We start from the raw sequence: 17,484 nt of genomic DNA, 5'->3' as shown, positions 1-17,484 counted from the left end.
TCCATGACTACATCGACTGTAAAAACTAACCTGCTGGGTCTGACTCAGCTGGAAATGGAAAAATTCTTCGACTCAATCGGGGAGAAGCGTTTCCGTGCCGGTCAGGTAATGAAATGGATTCACCACTTTGGTGTCGATGATTTCGACGCCATGACGAACGTCAGCAAGGCCTTGCGCGAAAAGCTCAAGGCTGTTGCCGAGGTCCGTGGTCCGGAAGTGGTCAGCGAGGACATCTCCAGCGACGGCACCCGCAAGTGGGTGGTGCGCGTGGCGTCCGGCAGCTGCGTCGAGACCGTGTACATTCCCCAGGGCAAGCGCGGCACCTTGTGCGTTTCGTCCCAGGCAGGCTGTGCCCTGGATTGCAGTTTCTGCTCCACCGGCAAGCAAGGCTTCAACAGCAACCTTACCGCCGCCGAAGTCATCGGCCAGGTGTGGATTGCCAACAAATCCTTTGGCAGCGTCCCGGCAACCGTCGACCGTGCCATCACCAACGTGGTGATGATGGGCATGGGTGAGCCGCTGCTGAACTTCGACAACGTCGTCGCGGCCATGCATTTGATGATGGATGACCTGGGCTACGGCATTTCCAAGCGCCGTGTGACCCTGTCGACCTCCGGCGTGGTGCCGATGATCGATGAGCTCTCCAAGCACATCGACGTCTCCCTGGCGTTGTCCCTGCACGCACCGAATGACGCATTGCGTAACCAATTGGTGCCGATCAACAAGAAATATCCGCTTAAGATGCTGCTCGAGTCGTGCCAGCGCTACATGTCGAATCTCGGCGAAAAGCGCGTGCTGACCATCGAGTACACCTTGCTCAAAGACATCAATGACAAGGTCGAGCACGCGGTGGAAATGATCGAGTTGCTCAAGAACATCCCGTGCAAGATCAACCTGATCCCGTTCAACCCGTTCCCGCATTCCGGTTACGAGCGTCCGAGCAATAACGCGATTCGTCGTTTCCAGGATCAGCTTCATCATGCCGGTTTCAACGTCACTGTCCGCACCACCCGTGGTGAAGACATCGACGCGGCCTGTGGTCAATTGGTAGGGCAGGTGCTGGATCGCACCCGTCGCAGCGAACGTTATATCGCCGTGCGTGAATTGAACGCTGACAACGATATGACTCAAAACGCTGCGGAATAACCGAGAGAGGATCTCTATGTCACTGCGCTTTGCGCTGCTTTTGCTGTTGGCCAGCCTGTGTGCTGGCTGCGTGCTTTCGGGCGACTACAACCCGATGAAGACCAGCAAGGGCCGTGATGAAGCGCGTGCGGCGTATGTGCAACTCGGTATCGGGTATTTGCAACAAGGCATGACCGAACGCGCCAAGGTTCCGCTGAAAAAAGCGCTGGAGCTGGATGGCTCCGACCCGGATGCCAATGCGGCGCTGGGGTTGGTGTTCCAGGCCGAGATGGAACCGGAACTGGCCGACGAGCATTTTCGCCAGGCACTGTCTTCCCGTCCCGGCGATGCACGAATCCTCAATAACTACGGCAGTTTTTTGTTCGAGCAGAAACGTTACAAGGAAGCCTACGAGCGCTTTGAACAAGCCGCTGCCGATACCCTGTATCCTGAGCGTTCGCGGGTGTTCGAGAACCTGGGCATGACCGCTGCGATGCTCGGTCAGCGCGATTTGGCCCGGCAGCAACTGGAAAAAGCCCTGCGCCTGAATCGCCAACAACCACGTGCATTGCTGGAAATGGCTGAGTTGTCTTACGAAGACAGGCATTATGTGCCCGCGCGCGATTACTACGACCGGTTTAACCAGCTCGCCGAACAAAATGCACGTAGTCTATTGCTCGGCGTTCGACTGGCAAAAGTGTTTGAAGATCGCGACAAGGCCGCAAGTGCCGGCCTGCAACTAAAACGACTCTATCCCGGTACGCCGGAATATCAGCAATACCTGTCGGAGCAATGATGAAAGCGGCGCATCCCGAAGTTGTAGCAGCGAATCGCGTTAACCCTGGTGAGACTCTGCGCCAGGCCCGCGAAAGCAATGGCTGGTCGCTGGCCGAAGTGGCCCTCAAGCTCAACCTCACCGTCAATTCCCTGAGCAATCTTGAAGCGGGCCAATTCGACAAACTGCCTGGGCATACCTTTGCCCGCGGTTATATTCGTGCTTATGCCAAGTTGCTCGACATGGATCAGGCCGTTCTGGTCCAGCAGTTCGATCAATCCACCGGCACCGACTCCCAAGGCAGCAACGTCCACAGCCTGGGCCGTATTGAAGAACCGGTTCGGGTTTCCCACACCATTTTGCGAATTGTCAGCCTGCTGTTGCTGATTGCGGTGATCGGCGGCGGTTTTGTCTGGTGGCAGGATCAAACCTCGATGCGCACCAAGGACCTGATCGGTCTGGCTCCGGAACACGTTGAAGTCGAGGGCGCCGACGGTACGACACAGATTCATCCGCTGGACGAGCCGGAAGACCAGGCCGTCGTGGAAGGTCAGACTGAAGGCGGAACCGCCCTCGCGCTGCCACAGGCCGACACTCCGGATGAAGCACCTGAGCAGGCTCAGGCGACTGCACCAGCCGCCCCGGCAACGCCGACCGCACCAGCCCACACTGCCGCGCCCGTTGTCGCGACGCCGGTGACCCCGGCAACTCCGACCCCGGCAGCTCCGGCCGTCCCGGCCCCGGTGGTGACTGCGCCGGTAGCGCCGAGCGCTCCGGCTCCAGCGGTAACCGCGCCAGTGGCCGGTCAAGGCCAGGTCCAGATGCAGTTCACCGCCGATTGCTGGACACAAGTGACCGACGGTAGCGGCAAGGTGCTGTTCAGCGGTCTCAAGCGCAAGGGCAACAGCCTGGCAGTCAATGGCAAACCACCGTTTACCGTGCGCCTGGGCTTTGCGCGCGGCGCTCAGGTCAGCTACAACGGCCAACCGGTTGATGTCGCTCCGTTCACCAGTGGCGAGACTGCTCGCCTGAAGTTGGGTCAATAAGTCATGCACGGCGAATCTCCAATCAAACGTCGCGAATCCCGCAAGATCTGGGTCGGTAACGTGCCTGTTGGCGGCGATGCACCTATCGCTGTGCAGAGCATGACCAACAGCGACACCAACGATGTCGCGGCCACTGTCGCGCAAATCAATCGCCTGGAAGCAGCCGGCGTCGATATCGTGCGGGTCTCCGTACCGGACATGGACGCCGCCGAAGCCTTCGGCAAGATCAAGCAACTGGTCAAGGTGCCCTTGGTTGCCGACATTCACTTCGATTACCGGATCGCTTTGCGCGTAGCTGAACTGGGTGTCGATTGCCTGCGGATCAACCCGGGCAACATCGGTCGCGAAGACCGCGTGCGCGCGGTGGTCGATGCCGCCCGTGACCGGGGGATCCCGATCCGTATCGGCGTGAACGCCGGCTCCCTGGAAAAGGACCTGCAAAAGAAATACGGCGAGCCGACTCCGGCCGCGCTGGTCGAGTCTGCCTTGCGCCACGTCGAGCACCTTGAGCGCCTGAACTTCCAGGACTTCAAGGTCAGCGTGAAAGCTTCCGATGTGTTCATGGCCGTCGAAGCCTACCGCCTGCTGGCCAAGGAAATCGTCCAGCCGCTGCACCTGGGTATCACCGAAGCCGGTGGTTTGCGTTCCGGCACGGTGAAATCTGCCGTGGGCCTCGGTATGCTGCTCGCCGAAGGGATTGGCGATACTATCCGCATCTCGTTGGCGGCCGACCCGGTCGAGGAAGTGAAAGTCGGCTACGACATTCTCAAATCCCTGCACCTGCGTTCCCGTGGCATCAACTTCATCGCTTGCCCGAGCTGCTCGCGGCAGAACTTCGATGTGGTCAAGACCATGAACGAGCTGGAAGGGCGCCTCGAAGATTTGCTGGTGCCGCTGGATGTCGCAGTCATCGGTTGCGTGGTCAACGGCCCGGGCGAAGCCAAGGAAGCCCATATCGGCTTGACCGGCGGTACGCCAAACCTGATTTACATCGACGGCAAGCCGTCGCAGAAACTGACGAATGACAATCTGGTGGATGAGCTTGAACGCTTGATCCGTCAGAAAGCGGCCGAGAAGGTCGAAGCTGACGCTGCCGTAATTGCGCGCGGCTAAGCCTGGCTAAAAAGAGCCGAACGAATTAAGGAATTTAAGTGAGCAAGTCTCTGCAAGCCATTCGTGGCATGAACGACATCCTGCCCGAACAGACCCCCCTGTGGCGTCATTTCGAAGGCACTGTTTCGCGCCTGCTGGATAACTACGGTTACAAGCAGATCCGCATGCCGATCGTCGAGTTCACCGAGCTGTTCAAGCGCTCCATCGGTGAAGTGACCGACATCGTCGAAAAAGAGATGTACACCTTCGACGACCGCAACGGCGACTCCCTGACCCTGCGCCCCGAAGGGACGGCTGCCTGTGTGCGCGCGGTGCTGGAGCACGGCATCACCGGCGGTGGCCAGGTTCAGAAACTCTGGTACATCGGCCCGATGTTCCGCCACGAGCGTCCGCAGAAAGGCCGTTATCGCCAGTTCCACCAGATCGGTGTCGAAGTGTTCAACCTCGACGGCCCGGACATCGACGCCGAGCTGATCGTGCTGACCTGGCGCCTGTGGGGCGAACTGGGCATCCGCGATGCGGTCAAGCTCGAACTGAACAGCCTGGGTACCAGCGAGTCCCGTGGCCGTTATCGTGAAGCGCTGGTCGAGTACCTCTCGGCGCACATGGACAAGCTCGACGAAGACAGCCAGCGTCGCCTGAAAACCAACCCGCTGCGGGTTCTTGATACCAAGAACGCCGACACCCAGGCGGTATTGGTCGATGCGCCGAAAATGGCCGACTACCTCGACGAAGAGTCCCGCGTGCATTTCGAGGGCCTCAAGGCTCGCCTGGACGCCGCCGGCATTCCATACGTGATCAACCCGAAGCTGGTTCGCGGGCTGGATTACTACAGCAAGACCGTTTTCGAATGGGTCACCGACAAACTCGGCGCCCAGGGCACCGTGTGTGCCGGTGGCCGTTACGACGGTCTGGTGGAGCAGATGGGTGGCAAGCCGACCGCCGGTGTTGGCTTTGCCATGGGCATCGAGCGTCTGGTGCTGTTGCTGGAAACCCTGGAGCAGATCCCGGAAGAGATCTCCCGTCAGGTCGACGTCTACCTCTGCGCCTTCGGTGAAGCTGCCGAGCTCGCGGGCCTGACCCTGGCGGAGCGCGTTCGCGATCAGTTGCCCAACCTGCGCCTGCAAGTGAATGCCGGCGCCGGCAGTTTCAAAAGCCAGTTCAAGAAGGCCGACAAGAGCGGTGCGCTGTACGCGCTGATCCTCGGTGACGACGAAATGGCCCAGCAAGTGGTAGGTTTCAAACCCCTGCGTGGCCAGGGCGAACAACAAAGCATTGCCTGGGATGCGCTTGCCGCTCACCTGGCCACCTGCGTCGTGCAGGATTGAAGCTGTCTAAACAGCCGAATTAGCGATTAAGGAGTATTGGGGTGTCGAGTACCGAAGACGAACATGTGGCGGAATTGAAGGAATGGTGGTCACGCAACGGTAAGCCCCTGGTTACTGGCGGCCTGTTGGCGCTGGTCATCGTGTTCGGCTGGCAGGCGTTCCACAAGTATCAGAGCAATCAGTCGCAAGGCGCCTCGATTCTCTATCAGCAATTGCTCGAAACCACGCTGACGCCTGACGGCAAGCCTGATGCGGCCCGTGTTTCGGACCTGGCCGGCAAGCTCAACAGCGAGTTCGGCGGCAGCGCCTACGCGCAGTACGGCAGCCTGTTCGTGGCCAAAGTGGCGGTGGACAGCGGCAAGCTGGACGACGCGGCCAGCGAGCTGAAAGCCATTGTCGGCAAACCGGCCAACCCGGCGCTGGGCGAAATCGCCCGTCAGCGTCTGGCCCAGGTATTGGGTGCGCAGAACAAGGCTGACGAAGCACTGAAGCTGCTTGAAGGCGATGCCGACAAGGCATTCCTGGCCACCCGCGAAGAGCTCAAGGGCGACCTGCTGGTGCAGTTGGGTCGTACCGATGAGGCGAGCGCGGCGTATCAAAAAGCCAAGGCGGCACTGTCGGATGAAGCGGCGGTCGGTGGCCTGCAAATCAAGCTGGACGACCTGGCCAAAGGGGATGCGTGACGTGATTCGTTGGAAACATGCAGCATTGCTGGCTCTGGCCTTGTTGGCCGCGGGTTGCAGCAGCAACAGCAAAAAAGAACTGCCCCCGGCCGAACTGGTCGACTTCAAGGAAGAAGTGGTTCTGCACAAGCAGTGGAGTCGTTCGATCGGTGACGGTCAGGGCGAAACCTACAACATGCTGGTTCCGGCCATCGATGGCGAAACCATCTACGCCGCGGACGTCACTGGCGTGTTGATGGCGATGGACCGCAACACGGGCGACGTCAAATGGAAGAAAGATCTCGAACTGCCTGTTTCCGGCGCTGTTGGCGTTGGTTACGGTCTGGTCATGATCGGTACGCTCAAGGGTGAAATCGTTGCCCTGGACGCCATCAACGGCGAAGAAAAGTGGCGCGCTCGCGTGTCCAGCGAAGTGCTGGCTCCGCCAGCCAACAACGGTGACGTTGTGGTGGTTCAGACCCAGGACGATCGTCTGATCGGCCTGGATGCCTCCACCGGTAACCGCCGCTGGATCTATGACAGCACGCCTGCAGTACTGACCCTGCGTGGTACCAGTGCGCCGATCGTGACCAACCGCCTCGCGGTGGCTGGCCTGTCGACCGGTAAAGTGGTTGCCGTGGATATCTCCAACGGCGTGCCGGTGTGGGAACAGCGCGTAGCGATCCCGCAAGGTCGTTCGGAGCTGGAGCGTGTGGTCGATATCGACGGTGGCTTGCTGCTGTCGGGCGGGACACTGTATGTCGCCAGCTATCAAGGGCGCGTTGCCGCACTGGACCTGCAAAGCGGCCGTCAGCTCTGGCAGCGTGATGCTTCCAGCTACGCCGGTGTCGCCCAGGGTTTGGGCTCCGTTTATGTGAGCCTGTCTTCGGGCACCGTTGAAGGCGTCGACGAGCGTTCTACCTCGGCCTTGTGGAGCAACGATTCGCTGGCCCGTCGTCAACTGTCGGCCCCGGAAGTGTTCTCCAGTTACGTTGCAGTCGGTGACCTGGAAGGTTACCTGCACCTGCTGAGTCAGGTGGACGGTCGATTCGTCGGCCGTGAACGCATCGACAGCGACGGCCTGCGTGCCCGTCCGCTGGTGGTGGGTGACACGATTTATGTGTATGGCAACAGCGGCAAACTGGAAGCCCTGACCATAAAGTAAAGGTTTGACTATGCTTGGGGTTAACCACCCCAGGCTGCTTCACTTGTGGGAGCGGGCGTGCGGGCGAAGGGCGGCAACGATGACGCGTACAGCCTGGATAAACACGGTGCTGTTACGGTTTTCGCGAGCAAGCCCGCTCCCACAGTGTTGCCCCCGAGCACCAGCCGCTGCCTCGCAGCGGCTTTTGTATTTTCTGAAATAACGAAGTGGAGAGCCGCATGGTTCCCGTAATCGCCCTGGTGGGCCGACCGAACGTCGGCAAGTCCACCTTGTTCAACCGCCTGACCAGGACTCGTGACGCCATCGTCGGCGACTTGTCCGGTCTGACCCGTGATCGCCAGTACGGTGAGGCCAAGTGGCAAGGGCGTTCCTACATTTTGATCGACACCGGCGGTATCTCCGGTGACGAGCACGGTATGGACGAAAAGATGGCCGAGCAGTCGCTGCTGGCCATTGAAGAAGCAGATGTCGTTCTGTTCCTGGTAGATGCCAAGGCCGGTTTCACCGCCGCCGACCAGATGATCGCCGAGCATTTGCGCAAACGTAACAAGCGTTCCCACGTGGTGGCCAACAAGGTCGACAACATCGACCCGGAAATGGCCCGCGCCGAATTCGCCCCGTTGGGCATGGGCCATGCGATCCCGATCGCCGGTGCCCACGGCCGTGGTATCACCCAGTTGCTGGAAATCGCACTGAGTGACTTCCCGAAAGACGAAGACGAGTTGGAAGAAGGCGAGGAAGAAGACGTCGCCGAAGGCGAGGAAGCCAAGCGCATTCCTGGCCCAAGCGAAAAAGACGGGATCAAGATCGCGATCATCGGCCGGCCGAACGTCGGCAAGTCGACCCTGGTCAACCGCATGCTCGGGGAAGACCGGGTAATCGTCTACGACCAACCCGGCACCACCCGCGACAGTATCTACATCCCGTTCGAGCGTAACGACGAGAAGTACACGCTGATCGACACCGCCGGTGTGCGCAAGCGCGGCAAGATCCACGAAGAAGTCGAAAAGTTCTCCGTGGTCAAAACCCTGCAAGCGATCAAAGACGCCAACGTGGTGATCTTTGTGATGGACGCCCGCGAAGGTGTGGTCGATCACGACCTCAACCTGCTGGGCTTTGCCCTTGAGGCCGGTCGTGCGTTGGTCATCGCGATCAACAAGTGGGACGGCATGACGCCGAGCGAGCGCGACTTCGTCAAGATCGAATTGCAGCGTCGCCTGTTCTTCGTCGAGTTTGCCGATATTCACTTTATCTCGGCCCTGCACGGCACTGGCGTGGGCAACCTCTACGCCTCGGTACAGAACTCGTTCAAGTCCGCGGTCACCCGCTGGCCGACGAGCCGCCTGACCCAGATCCTCGAAGATGCGGTCAGCGAGCACCAGCCGCCGATGGTCAACAGCCGCCGGATCAAGCTGCGTTACGCTCACCTTGGTGGTGCGAACCCGCCGATCATCGTGATCCACGGCAACCAGATCGAGAAGGTGCCGAAGTCTTACGTGCGCTATCTGGAAAACACTTACCGTCGTGTGCTGAAGCTGGTCGGTACGCCGATCCGCATCGAGTTCAAGGGCGGCGAGAACCCGTACGAAGGCAACAAGAACACGCTCACCGACCGTCAGGTCAACAAGAAGCGTCGCTTGATGTCGCACCACAAGAAGGCCGACAAGAAGCGTCGCGACAAGCGCTGATCGAGGTTTTTCCCGTGGGATGGAAAGGGCGCCAATGGCGCCCTTTTTCATGCCTGCCGTTTGGGCTATCCTCGGACTCCCCCGCGCCGCCGTAGAGCCGGGTGTAGAGCAGGGAACCACCGATGATCACCAGCAAGCTGCCGAATGTCGGCATCACTATCTTCACTCAGATGTCTCAGCTCGCGGCACAGACCGGCGCGCTCAATCTGTCCCAGGGCTTTCCCGATTTCGCGGCCCCGCAGGCCCTGTGCGATGCGGTTGGCCGGCATATCGCCAGCGGCCATAATCAATATTCGCCAATGACCGGGCTGCCGGTGTTGCGTCAGCAGATCGCGGCGAAGATCGCCCGCAGTTATGGCGCGCAGGTGGATGTGGATACTGAAGTGACGGTCACCCCCGGCGCGACCGAGGCGATTTTCTGTGCCATTCAGGCGGTTATCCACAGCGGTGACGAAGTCATCGTATTTGACCCGGCGTACGACAGTTACGAACCTTCGGTGGAGCTTGCCGGTGGTCGTTGCGTGCATGTGCAACTGGGCCTGAACGATTTCAGCATCGACTTCGAGAAGCTTGCCCAGGCACTCAGCCCGCGCACGCGGATGATCATTCTCAACGCCCCGCACAACCCCAGCGGCGCACTGATCAGCCGTGCCGAACTCGATCAGTTGGCCGCATTGATCCGCGATCGCGACATTTATGTGATCAGCGACGAAGTCTACGAGCACCTGGTGTTTGACGGTGTGCCCCACGTCAGCGTGCTGGCCCATGAGGAACTGTATCAGCGTGCATTCGTGGTCAGTTCGTTCGGCAAGACCTACCACGTCACAGGCTGGAAAACTGGCTACGTGGTCGCACCACCGGCCCTGACGGCGGAATTGCGCAAGGTGCACCAGTACGTCAATTTCTGTGGTGTGACGCCGCTGCAATATGCCTTGGCCGATTTTATGGCCGAGCATCCCGAGCACGTGGAAGAGCTGCCGGGTTTCTATCAGGCCAAGCGCGATCTGTTCTGCGATCTGCTGGCGCCGTCGCGTTTCAGTTTCACCCGGGTGACCGGCACCTATTTCCAGTTGGTCGATTACTCGCAGATCCGTCCGGACCTCAATGACGTCGAGATGGCCCTGTGGATGACGCGCGAGCATGGCGTGGCGAGTATCCCGATCTCGGTGTTCTACCAGACGCCACCGGTCGGCCAGCGCCTGGTGCGGCTGTGCTTTGCCAAGCGCGAGGAGACCCTGCGTGAGGCAGCGGAAAAACTATGCGTGATCTGAGTGCATTGCCCAATTTGAACGTGGCGCTGATCCAGACGTCCCTGGCCTGGCACGACCGTCAGGCTAACCTGGAGCATTTCGAACTGTTGCTGGAGCAGGCTCGCGGCGCTGACCTGATCATCCTGCCGGAGATGTTTACCACTGGATTCTCCATGGAATCCGAGACGCTCGCCGAGCCGGAAAACGGTCCCACCAGCAAGTGGCTGCGGGTTCAGGCGGCGAAGCTGGATGCGGTGATCACCGGTAGCGTGATCGTTCAAGCCGCCGACGGCAGTCACCGCAATCGTCTGCTGTGGGCGCGTCCGGACGGCGAAGTGTTGCACTACGACAAGCGTCACCTGTTCCGCATGGCCGGCGAGCACAACCACTACACCCCCGGCGACCGCCAGGTGCAGTTCGAGCTCAAGGGCTGGCGAGTGCGGCCGCTGATTTGCTACGACTTGCGCTTCCCGGTGTGGAGTCGTGACGCCCAGGACACGGATCTGCTGCTGTACACCGCCAATTGGCCAGGCGCCCGGCGCCAGCACTGGAATCGTTTGTTGCCGGCACGGGCGATCGAGAACCTGTGCTATGTGGCGGCGGTGAACCGCATTGGCACGGATGGCAAAGGCTTTGCGTATACGGGTGACAGCCAGGTACTGGATTTCCAGGGTGAGACATTGCTCAGTGCGGGGGAGGCTGACGGGGTGTTCAAGGTGACGCTGGATGCGGCAGAGCTGGCCGCATATCGGCAGCGGTTTCCGGCGAATCTGGATGCCGATACCTTTGAATTCACCTGAGATTTTCGCTGCCTGACATGGCCCCTTCGCGGGCAAGCCCGCTCCCACAGTGGTTAGTGTGAACACGGACAATGTGGGAGCGGGCTTGCCCGCGAAGGGGCCGGTTCAGACAACAAAAAACAAGCAGGCAAACTAAAAGGCCCCAAGGTTCACACCCCGGGGCCTTTTGCTTTTCGGCTAACAGCTTACGCCGCTTTCGCTTCCGGCTGGCTCAGCGAGCGGTTCAGGGCGCTGAACAGGGCCTTGAAGCTGGCGGTGGTGATGTTTTCGTCGATGCCGACACCATGCACCGCACGTTCACCGTTCACACGCAGTTCAATGTAGGCCGCGGCCTTGGCATTGGTGCCCGCGCCGATGGCGTGCTCGTTGTAGTCCATGATTTCCACCGGTACCGGCAGGCCTGCCACCAGCGCTTCGAGGGCGCCGTTGCCCTTGCCGCGCCAGTGCAGGTTGGTTTCGCCCTGGCCTTGGCTGGCGACTTCGACTTCCACCGCGCTGTGGCCGTTCTCTTCCTGCAGGCGATGGCTGACCAGCGCGTACGGGGTGTTGGCCTGCAAGTACTCGCTGTACAGCAGCGCGTGGATTTGCTGGGCGGTCATTTCCAGGCCCAGGCGGTCGGTTTCACGTTGCACGACCTGGCTGAACTCGATCTGCATGCGACGCGGCAGGCTGATGCCATATTCCTGTTCCAGCAGGTAGGCGATACCACCCTTGCCCGACTGGCTGTTGACGCGGATGACCGCCTCGTAGCTGCGGCCGATGTCGGCCGGGTCGATTGGCAGGTACGGTACTTCCCACAACTCGTCCGGTTTCTGCTGGGCAAAGCCCTTGCGGATCGCATCCTGGTGCGAGCCGGAGAACGCGGTATGCACCAGGTCGCCGACGTACGGGTGACGCGGGTGCACCTGGATCTGGTTGCACTCTTCGACGACTTTGCGCACGCCGTCGATGTCGGAAAAGTCCAGTTCAGGGTTCACGCCCTGGGTGTAGAGGTTCAGGGCCACGGTCACGAGGTCGACGTTACCGGTACGCTCGCCGTTGCCGAACAGGCAGCCTTCGACACGGTCGGCGCCAGCCATCAGCCCCAGTTCGGTCGCGGCAACGCCAGTGCCACGGTCGTTGTGGGTGTGCAGGCTGATGATCACGCTGTCACGACGGTTGATGTGACGGCCGAACCATTCGATCTGGTCGGCATAGATGTTCGGCGTCGCGCATTCGACGGTGGCCGGCAGGTTGAGGATCATCTTGTGCTCGGGCGTCGGGTTCCAGACTTCGATCACCGCATCGCAGACTTCCTTGGCGAACTCCAGTTCGGTGGCGCTGAAGGTTTCTGGCGAGTATTCGAAGGTCCACTCGGTGTCCGGCTGCATGGCCGCGTACTTGACGAACAGTTTGGCGGCGTTCACGGCGATGGCCTTGACCCCGTCCTTGTCCTGGTTGAAGACAATGCGGCGGAAGGAAGGGGAGGTCGCGTTGTACAGGTGAACGATGGCTTTCTTCGCGCCGCGCAGGGATTCGAAAGTGCGCTCGATCAGGTCTTCACGGCCCTGGGTCAGCACCTGGATGGTGGTGTCGTCCGGGATGTGGTTGCCTTCGATCAGGGTGCGAACGAAGTCGAAGTCGGTTTGCGAGGCGGCCGGGAACGACGCTTCGATTTCTTTCACGCCGACCTGAACCAGGGTTTTCCAGAAGCGCAGCTTCTTGACCGCGTCCATCGGTTCGATCAGCGACTGGTTGCCGTCGCGCAGGTCGGAGCTGCACCAGATCGGTGCGGCGGTGATGGTTTTCGATGGCCAGGTGCGGTCCGGAATGTCGATGGTCGGGAACGCGCGGTATTTCGAAGACGGGTCTTTGAGCATGCTCATCAGGAAATCCTTATTGTGTGGGCCGAAAAAAGGCGGCCTGCCGGTGGATCAAAAGTTCTTGGCGTAACGCTTGGGACGAGGCACCACGATTCAGCCCGGCAGTCGTGCACTGACGAGGCACAGGCTGCGGTGCTGGCGGAGCTGAATGAGGGTGTGAGAGGTTTTCATGCCTTCAACCCTAACCGCGGGGGTGAAGGTTGGCAAGCAGTCGAAAAAAATTGAGAGGAATACTCGTGAGCGAGTGTTTATCGAGATTTTATTGCTGTGATTGGCAATGATTGTTTTGTTGTTTGCGCAAGGTTTGAGTGGTGCGCAATTGGTGAGGCGACACTGCCTGACTGCTTTCGGCGCCTGTGACATTGCCATCGCGAGCAGGCTCGCTCCCACATGGATTGCGCTGTACTTGTAGGAGCGAGCCTGCTCGCGATGAGGCCAGAGGCCTTATTCAGGGATCAAGGTTGAAACGCACCAATGAAGATAGCCGGATCCACCCGCGCATCGTTCAGGCTGACGTTCCAGTGCATGTGCGGTCCGGTCGCGCGGCCAGTCGCCCCGACCTTGCCAACCACACCGCCCCGGGCCAGTTGTTGCCCCACCTTCACGTCGATTTTCGACATATGGCAGAACATGCTGATAAAGCCCTGACCATGGTCGACAAATACCGTGTTGCCATTGAAGAAGTAGTTACCGATCAGGATCACCTTGCCGGCAGCCGGGGTCTTGATCGGCGTACCGGCCGGCACGGCGAAGTCCAGGCCTGAGTGGGGATTGCGCTCTTCGCCGTTGAAAAAGCGCCGCACGCCGAACTTGCTCGACAGCGGTCCGTTCACCGGTTTGTCCAGCAGCACGTTGCTCGGGGTGTTGGGGCTGAACGTGCGGTAAGCGGCAATCTGTTCGGCCAGTTCACGCTCGATGCGCTTGAGGTTTTCCGGGTCCGGATTGACCTGTTGGGGGTTCTTCAGGGTGATGCGCTGTTCCGGGTATGTCTTGTTGCCAACTGTAAAACCCAGATTACGACCGCCGCTGCTGATCGATTGAGCCCCTGGTTTGACCGTCAGCGGCACGCCGACGATGGCCAGCCAGTTTTCCTGTTCCTTGACCACCAGCACCGGTTTGCCTTGATAACTGGCTTTTGGCGCCTGGGTGGATGTGCCCAGGTCGACCACCGCAACGCCGCCCGGCACCGGTTTGTTCAACAGGCGGGTGATGTAGCTATCGGCGTGGGCATTGAAGGTCAGGCACAGCAACAGCAATGGAGCCAGGAAGCGCGGCATGGATCAGTCCAGTAAAGAAAGGGTGACGGGCGTCAGGTGATTGTCTTCGACCCGGACTTGCAGTTCGCCTTCGCCCAGTTTGGCTTTCAGGCGCTGGCCGGTATGGGTTTGCGCGGCGCTGCGGATAGCGTTGCCGCGCTCGTCCAGCAAAATGCTGTAGCCACGGCCGAGGGTCGCCAACGGGCTGACTACATGCAGTGTTTGCATCTGGCTGTGCAATTGCAGGCGACGGTTCTTCAGGCCTTCGCGGATGGCGCGCGGCAGGCGTTCGGCCAGGCTGTCGAGGCGCTGGCGCAGCATTGCCAGTTGCCGGCCCGGATGTTGTGCGGCCAGACGGGTTTCCAGGCGGATCAAGCGTTCGCGACGGGTGTTGAGGCTACGCTCGAACGCGCGGCGCATGCGCATGTCCAGGTCATCCAGGCGTTGCGCTTGCTGGCGCAGGCGCTCGCCGGGATGACGCAGGCGCCGGGAGATGCCTTCCAGGCGTAGTCGATCGCGCATCAGGCGGTCACGCATGCGCATCACCAAGCGTCGGTGCAGGCTTTCGACCCGACGCACCAGATCGCTGGAATCCGGTGCCAGCAGTTCGGCTGCAGCGGAGGGGGTGGGTGCGCGAACGTCGGCCACGAAGTCGCTGATCGATACGTCGGTTTCATGGCCGACCGCGCTGACAATCGGCGTCACGCAGGCGTCTACGGCGCGGGCTACGGCTTCTTCGTTGAAGCACCAGAGGTCTTCCAGCGAACCGCCGCCACGGGCCAGGATCAGTGCGTCGAAACCGCGGGCGTCCGCCAGTTTCAGGGCGCGGACTATCTGCGCAGTGGCTTCGCGGCCCTGTACGGCGGTGGGGATCAGCGTCAACTGCACCTGCGGTGCGCGGCGGCGGAACACGCTGATGATGTCGCGGATCACCGCGCCGGTGGGCGAACTGATGATGCCGATGCGTTGCGGATGCGCCGGCAGCGGGACCTTGCGCTCGGCACTGAACAGGCCTTCGGCGCTGAGCTTTTCCTTGAGTGCATCGAAAGCCAGGCGCAAGGCGCCATCGCCGGCCGGCTCCACGGTGTCGAGGATCAGCTGATAATCACCGCGCCCTTCGAACAGCGAGACTTTGCCTCGCACCTTGACCGCGAGCCCGTCCTTCAAGGCCTGGCGAACCCGTGCCGCGTTCTGCCGGAACAGCGCGCAACGCACCTGGGCGCCGCTGTCCTTGAGGGTGAAATACACGTGGCCGGAAGCCGGGCGGGCGAGGTTGGAGATTTCGCCTTCGACCCAGATGTTGCTGAACACGTCTTCGAGCAACACCCGCGCGCGGCCATTGAGCTGGCTGACGGTCAGGACTTCACGGTCCAGGCCGAGTCTTGCAAAGGGATCTTTAATCATGGGGCGCAGTTTAAAGGCATTTGCCCGGCAATCTCCATGGCCCAGCATAAATCCCTTGTGGACAGCTTGATGTGGGAGCGGGCTTGCTCGCGAAGGCGGTCCAGCAGTCGACATCGTCGGTGAATTTTAAGACGCCATCGCGAGCAAGCTCGCTCCCACAGGTTTAAAGTCGTCAGTGGTAATCAAGGAAGACAGGGAGAATGAGTGTGCTTGAGTTGTTGACCCAATGGCCATTCGGCGCCATGGACTGGCTGGTCATCGGCGCAGGGATTGCCCTGGCCTACATCGTATTCGGCATCGCCGGTTTCGGTACCGCGCTGGTGGCGGGACCGATTCTGATTCTGTTCATGCCGCTGTCGAAGATCGTGCCGTTGCTGGTGTTGCTCGATTTTGTCGCGGCATTCGGCAATCTGTTGCCTTCGCGGCGTGATGTAGCCAGGCCGGAGCTGTTGCGGTTGTTGCCGTGTATGGCCGTGGGTTGCACGCTGGGAGTGATTTTCCTGCTGAACCTCAAGTCCGACCTGTTGCTGCTGTTGATGGGGTTGTTCATCAGCGCCTATGCGATTTACAGCCTGTGGATCAAAGCCCGCCCGACGCAACTGTCCGCCCTGTGGGCAATGCCGATGGGGACGGTGGGCGGAATGTTTGGCGCGTTGTTTGGCAGCGGCGGCTTCCTCTATGCGATCTATCTGAACAGCCGGTTGCCCAAGGAGGCGGCCCGGGCGACCCAGAGCGCACTGATCAGTTGCAGTACGGTGGTGCGTTTGAGCCTGTTTGCAATCGCCGGTGTGTATGCCGATTTGCCGTTACTGGTGCTGGCGGTTTGTCTGTTGCCGGCCATGGTGCTGGGGCTGTGGTTCGGTCGACGGCTGACCATGCGCTTGTCCCGCGAGGCGTTCGTGCGCCTGGTGACGTGGCTGGTGCTGGCCAGCGGGATCGCGTTGATTGGACGTTACTTGAGCACCTGAAGATTCAACCTGTGGCGAGGGCTTTTTGTGGGAGCGAGCTTGCTCGCGATAGCGGTCGAACAGACACATCAATGTTGAATGTAACGCCCTCATCGCGAGCAAGCTCGCTCCCACAGAAGAGCCTTCGCCGCAAGTTGTTCAGTCGTTGTACTGGCTCAACAACCGCTCAAGTCGTGCACTGAGGCGGCGTTTGATTTCGGTTTCGATGTGCGGGGCGAAGTCGTCGATCACGTCTTGCATGATCAGCTGCGCGGCGGCGCGCAATTCGCTGTCCAGGTGCAGCAAGTCATCCGGGTTCTTGCTGGCGGCCGGTGTCGACGTCGCCGCGGCGACGGGTTCAACGATGGGGGCAGGGGTTGTCGCTACGACGGGTGGCGAAGGCTCGCTCACGGCGTCGAACAACATGGGAATCTGTTCCTGATCGCCTTCCTCGACAGTGTCGGTCAGCAGGGGCGGTTGCAGGTTGTCATCGCCGAGCAATTGGCGGATCGACTCAAGGTCGTCCAGCAGGTGCGCGGACTGTTGCAGCGGTTTTGGAGTGTCCATTGGAAGGCTCAGAGTCGCTGTAAACGGTGATCTTGCAGAGGATAGCCCTGTTCGCGGTAGAAACGGAAACTCTCCCGCGCGGCCGCTCTGATCGTCGGATCCTCCACCACCACTTCCGCCACTCTGGCGAACTTGTTGGCGAAGGCCGGGACTTTCAGGTCGAGATTGACCAGCAAATCCTGATGCTGACCGCAGTCATCGCCCAACCCCAAAACAATCAAGCCGTCAGGTTCGCTGTCGGCAGGGCCGTGGGGCACGAAGCTTTCGCCCTTGAACGCCCACAGCCGTGCATCGAGATCGTCACGCTGGGCCGTGTCGCTGCAATGCAGGTAGATCCGGTGGCCCATGCGCCAGGCTTTCTCGGTGAGCTTGCAGGCAAAGTCCAGGCGTGCCGAAGGATCGGCGCTGGGCAGGATATAGAAGTCGACTTTGGTCATTGCGGTTCCAGAGCGGCAAGCGGCGTCACCGGAAAGTGACGCCGCCGCCCATCAACGGT

The 17,484-nt window shown here is 60.5% G+C and carries 16 protein-coding genes; 11 read left to right on the top strand and 5 right to left on the bottom strand.

Annotated features, from left to right (window positions below; translation table 11 throughout):
• Positions 1-3: 3 nt before the first annotated feature.
• The 10 genes from rlmN to AB4Z35_RS01315 all read left to right on the top strand — a co-directional run bounded on the left by rlmN (position 4) and on the right by AB4Z35_RS01315 (position 10,952).
• Positions 4-1,146: a 23S rRNA (adenine(2503)-C(2))-methyltransferase RlmN gene (gene rlmN / locus AB4Z35_RS01360; RefSeq protein WP_442095762.1), complete on the top strand. Its 1,143-nt coding sequence runs from the start codon at positions 4-6 to the stop codon at positions 1,144-1,146.
• Positions 1,147-1,162: 16 nt separating this feature from the next.
• Positions 1,163-1,921, top strand: coding sequence for a type IV pilus biogenesis/stability protein PilW (gene pilW / locus AB4Z35_RS01355; RefSeq protein ID WP_007998667.1), 759 nt, complete (start codon positions 1,163-1,165; stop codon positions 1,919-1,921).
• Entirely contained in the window at positions 1,921-2,946 is a 1,026-nt protein-coding gene (locus tag AB4Z35_RS01350) for a RodZ domain-containing protein (RefSeq protein WP_442095761.1), read from the top strand. Before pilW ends, AB4Z35_RS01350 begins: the two co-directional genes overlap by 1 nt.
• A 3-nt stretch (positions 2,947-2,949) precedes the next feature.
• Complete coding sequence (ispG, locus tag AB4Z35_RS01345; RefSeq protein WP_003185136.1) at positions 2,950-4,059, top strand: flavodoxin-dependent (E)-4-hydroxy-3-methylbut-2-enyl-diphosphate synthase; 1,110 nt, start codon at positions 2,950-2,952, stop codon at positions 4,057-4,059.
• A gap of 38 nt (positions 4,060-4,097) precedes the next feature.
• Positions 4,098-5,387: a histidine--tRNA ligase gene (gene hisS, locus AB4Z35_RS01340; protein ID WP_007982764.1), complete on the top strand. Its 1,290-nt coding sequence runs from the start codon at positions 4,098-4,100 to the stop codon at positions 5,385-5,387.
• Between the two features lie 41 nt (positions 5,388-5,428).
• Positions 5,429-6,070 carry a tetratricopeptide repeat protein gene (locus AB4Z35_RS01335; protein ID WP_442095760.1) on the top strand — a complete coding sequence of 214 codons (642 nt, stop codon included), beginning with the start codon at positions 5,429-5,431 and terminating at the stop codon, positions 6,068-6,070.
• Entirely contained in the window at positions 6,063-7,214 is a 1,152-nt protein-coding gene (gene bamB, locus AB4Z35_RS01330) for an outer membrane protein assembly factor BamB (RefSeq protein WP_033052048.1), read from the top strand. Before AB4Z35_RS01335 ends, bamB begins: the two co-directional genes overlap by 8 nt.
• A gap of 218 nt (positions 7,215-7,432) precedes the next feature.
• Entirely contained in the window at positions 7,433-8,902 is a 1,470-nt protein-coding gene (der, locus tag AB4Z35_RS01325; RefSeq protein ID WP_057716294.1) for a ribosome biogenesis GTPase Der, read from the top strand.
• 122 nt (positions 8,903-9,024) lie between these two features.
• Complete coding sequence (locus AB4Z35_RS01320) at positions 9,025-10,173, top strand: pyridoxal phosphate-dependent aminotransferase (RefSeq protein WP_442095759.1); 1,149 nt, start codon at positions 9,025-9,027, stop codon at positions 10,171-10,173.
• Entirely contained in the window at positions 10,161-10,952 is a 792-nt protein-coding gene (locus AB4Z35_RS01315; protein WP_442095758.1) for an amidohydrolase, read from the top strand. The genes AB4Z35_RS01320 and AB4Z35_RS01315 overlap by 13 nt, the downstream gene beginning before the upstream one ends.
• 185 nt (positions 10,953-11,137) lie before the next feature.
• On the opposite strand, the gene leuA is transcribed toward AB4Z35_RS01315, so the two are convergent.
• The 3 genes from leuA to xseA all read right to left on the bottom strand — a co-directional run bounded on the left by leuA (position 11,138) and on the right by xseA (position 15,474).
• Positions 11,138-12,817 (bottom strand): 2-isopropylmalate synthase, encoded by a 1,680-nt coding sequence (gene leuA / locus AB4Z35_RS01310; protein ID WP_007994867.1) that lies wholly within the window; start codon positions 12,815-12,817, stop codon positions 11,138-11,140.
• Positions 12,818-13,269: 452 nt separating this feature from the next.
• Positions 13,270-14,091: a peptidoglycan DD-metalloendopeptidase family protein gene (locus tag AB4Z35_RS01305; protein WP_442095757.1), complete on the bottom strand. Its 822-nt coding sequence runs from the start codon at positions 14,089-14,091 to the stop codon at positions 13,270-13,272.
• A gap of 3 nt (positions 14,092-14,094) precedes the next feature.
• Positions 14,095-15,474, bottom strand: a complete 1,380-nt coding sequence (xseA, locus tag AB4Z35_RS01300; RefSeq protein ID WP_033052047.1) for an exodeoxyribonuclease VII large subunit — start codon at positions 15,472-15,474, stop codon at positions 14,095-14,097.
• 200 nt (positions 15,475-15,674) lie between these two features.
• Here xseA and AB4Z35_RS01295 point away from each other — a divergent pair, with 200 nt between their 5' ends.
• Complete coding sequence (locus AB4Z35_RS01295; protein ID WP_442095756.1) at positions 15,675-16,442, top strand: sulfite exporter TauE/SafE family protein; 768 nt, start codon at positions 15,675-15,677, stop codon at positions 16,440-16,442.
• 138 nt (positions 16,443-16,580) lie between these two features.
• Here the strand turns inward: AB4Z35_RS01295 and AB4Z35_RS01290 are convergent, their stop codons facing one another.
• Both AB4Z35_RS01290 and AB4Z35_RS01285 read right to left on the bottom strand, forming a co-directional pair.
• Positions 16,581-16,988 carry a DNA polymerase III subunit chi gene (locus tag AB4Z35_RS01290; protein WP_442095755.1) on the bottom strand — a complete coding sequence of 136 codons (408 nt, stop codon included), beginning with the start codon at positions 16,986-16,988 and terminating at the stop codon, positions 16,581-16,583.
• 8 nt (positions 16,989-16,996) lie between these two features.
• On the bottom strand, positions 16,997-17,425 hold the full coding sequence (locus tag AB4Z35_RS01285) for a DNA polymerase III subunit chi (RefSeq protein ID WP_116260479.1): 429 nt from the start codon (positions 17,423-17,425) through the stop codon (positions 16,997-16,999).
• Between the last annotated feature and the right edge of the window lie 59 nt (positions 17,426-17,484).

The sequence above is a fragment of the Pseudomonas sp. KB_15 genome, assembly GCF_052114525.1.
GTDB lineage: Bacteria > Pseudomonadota > Gammaproteobacteria > Pseudomonadales > Pseudomonadaceae > Aquipseudomonas.
This window is presented reverse-complemented; position numbering and strand designations above follow the sequence as displayed.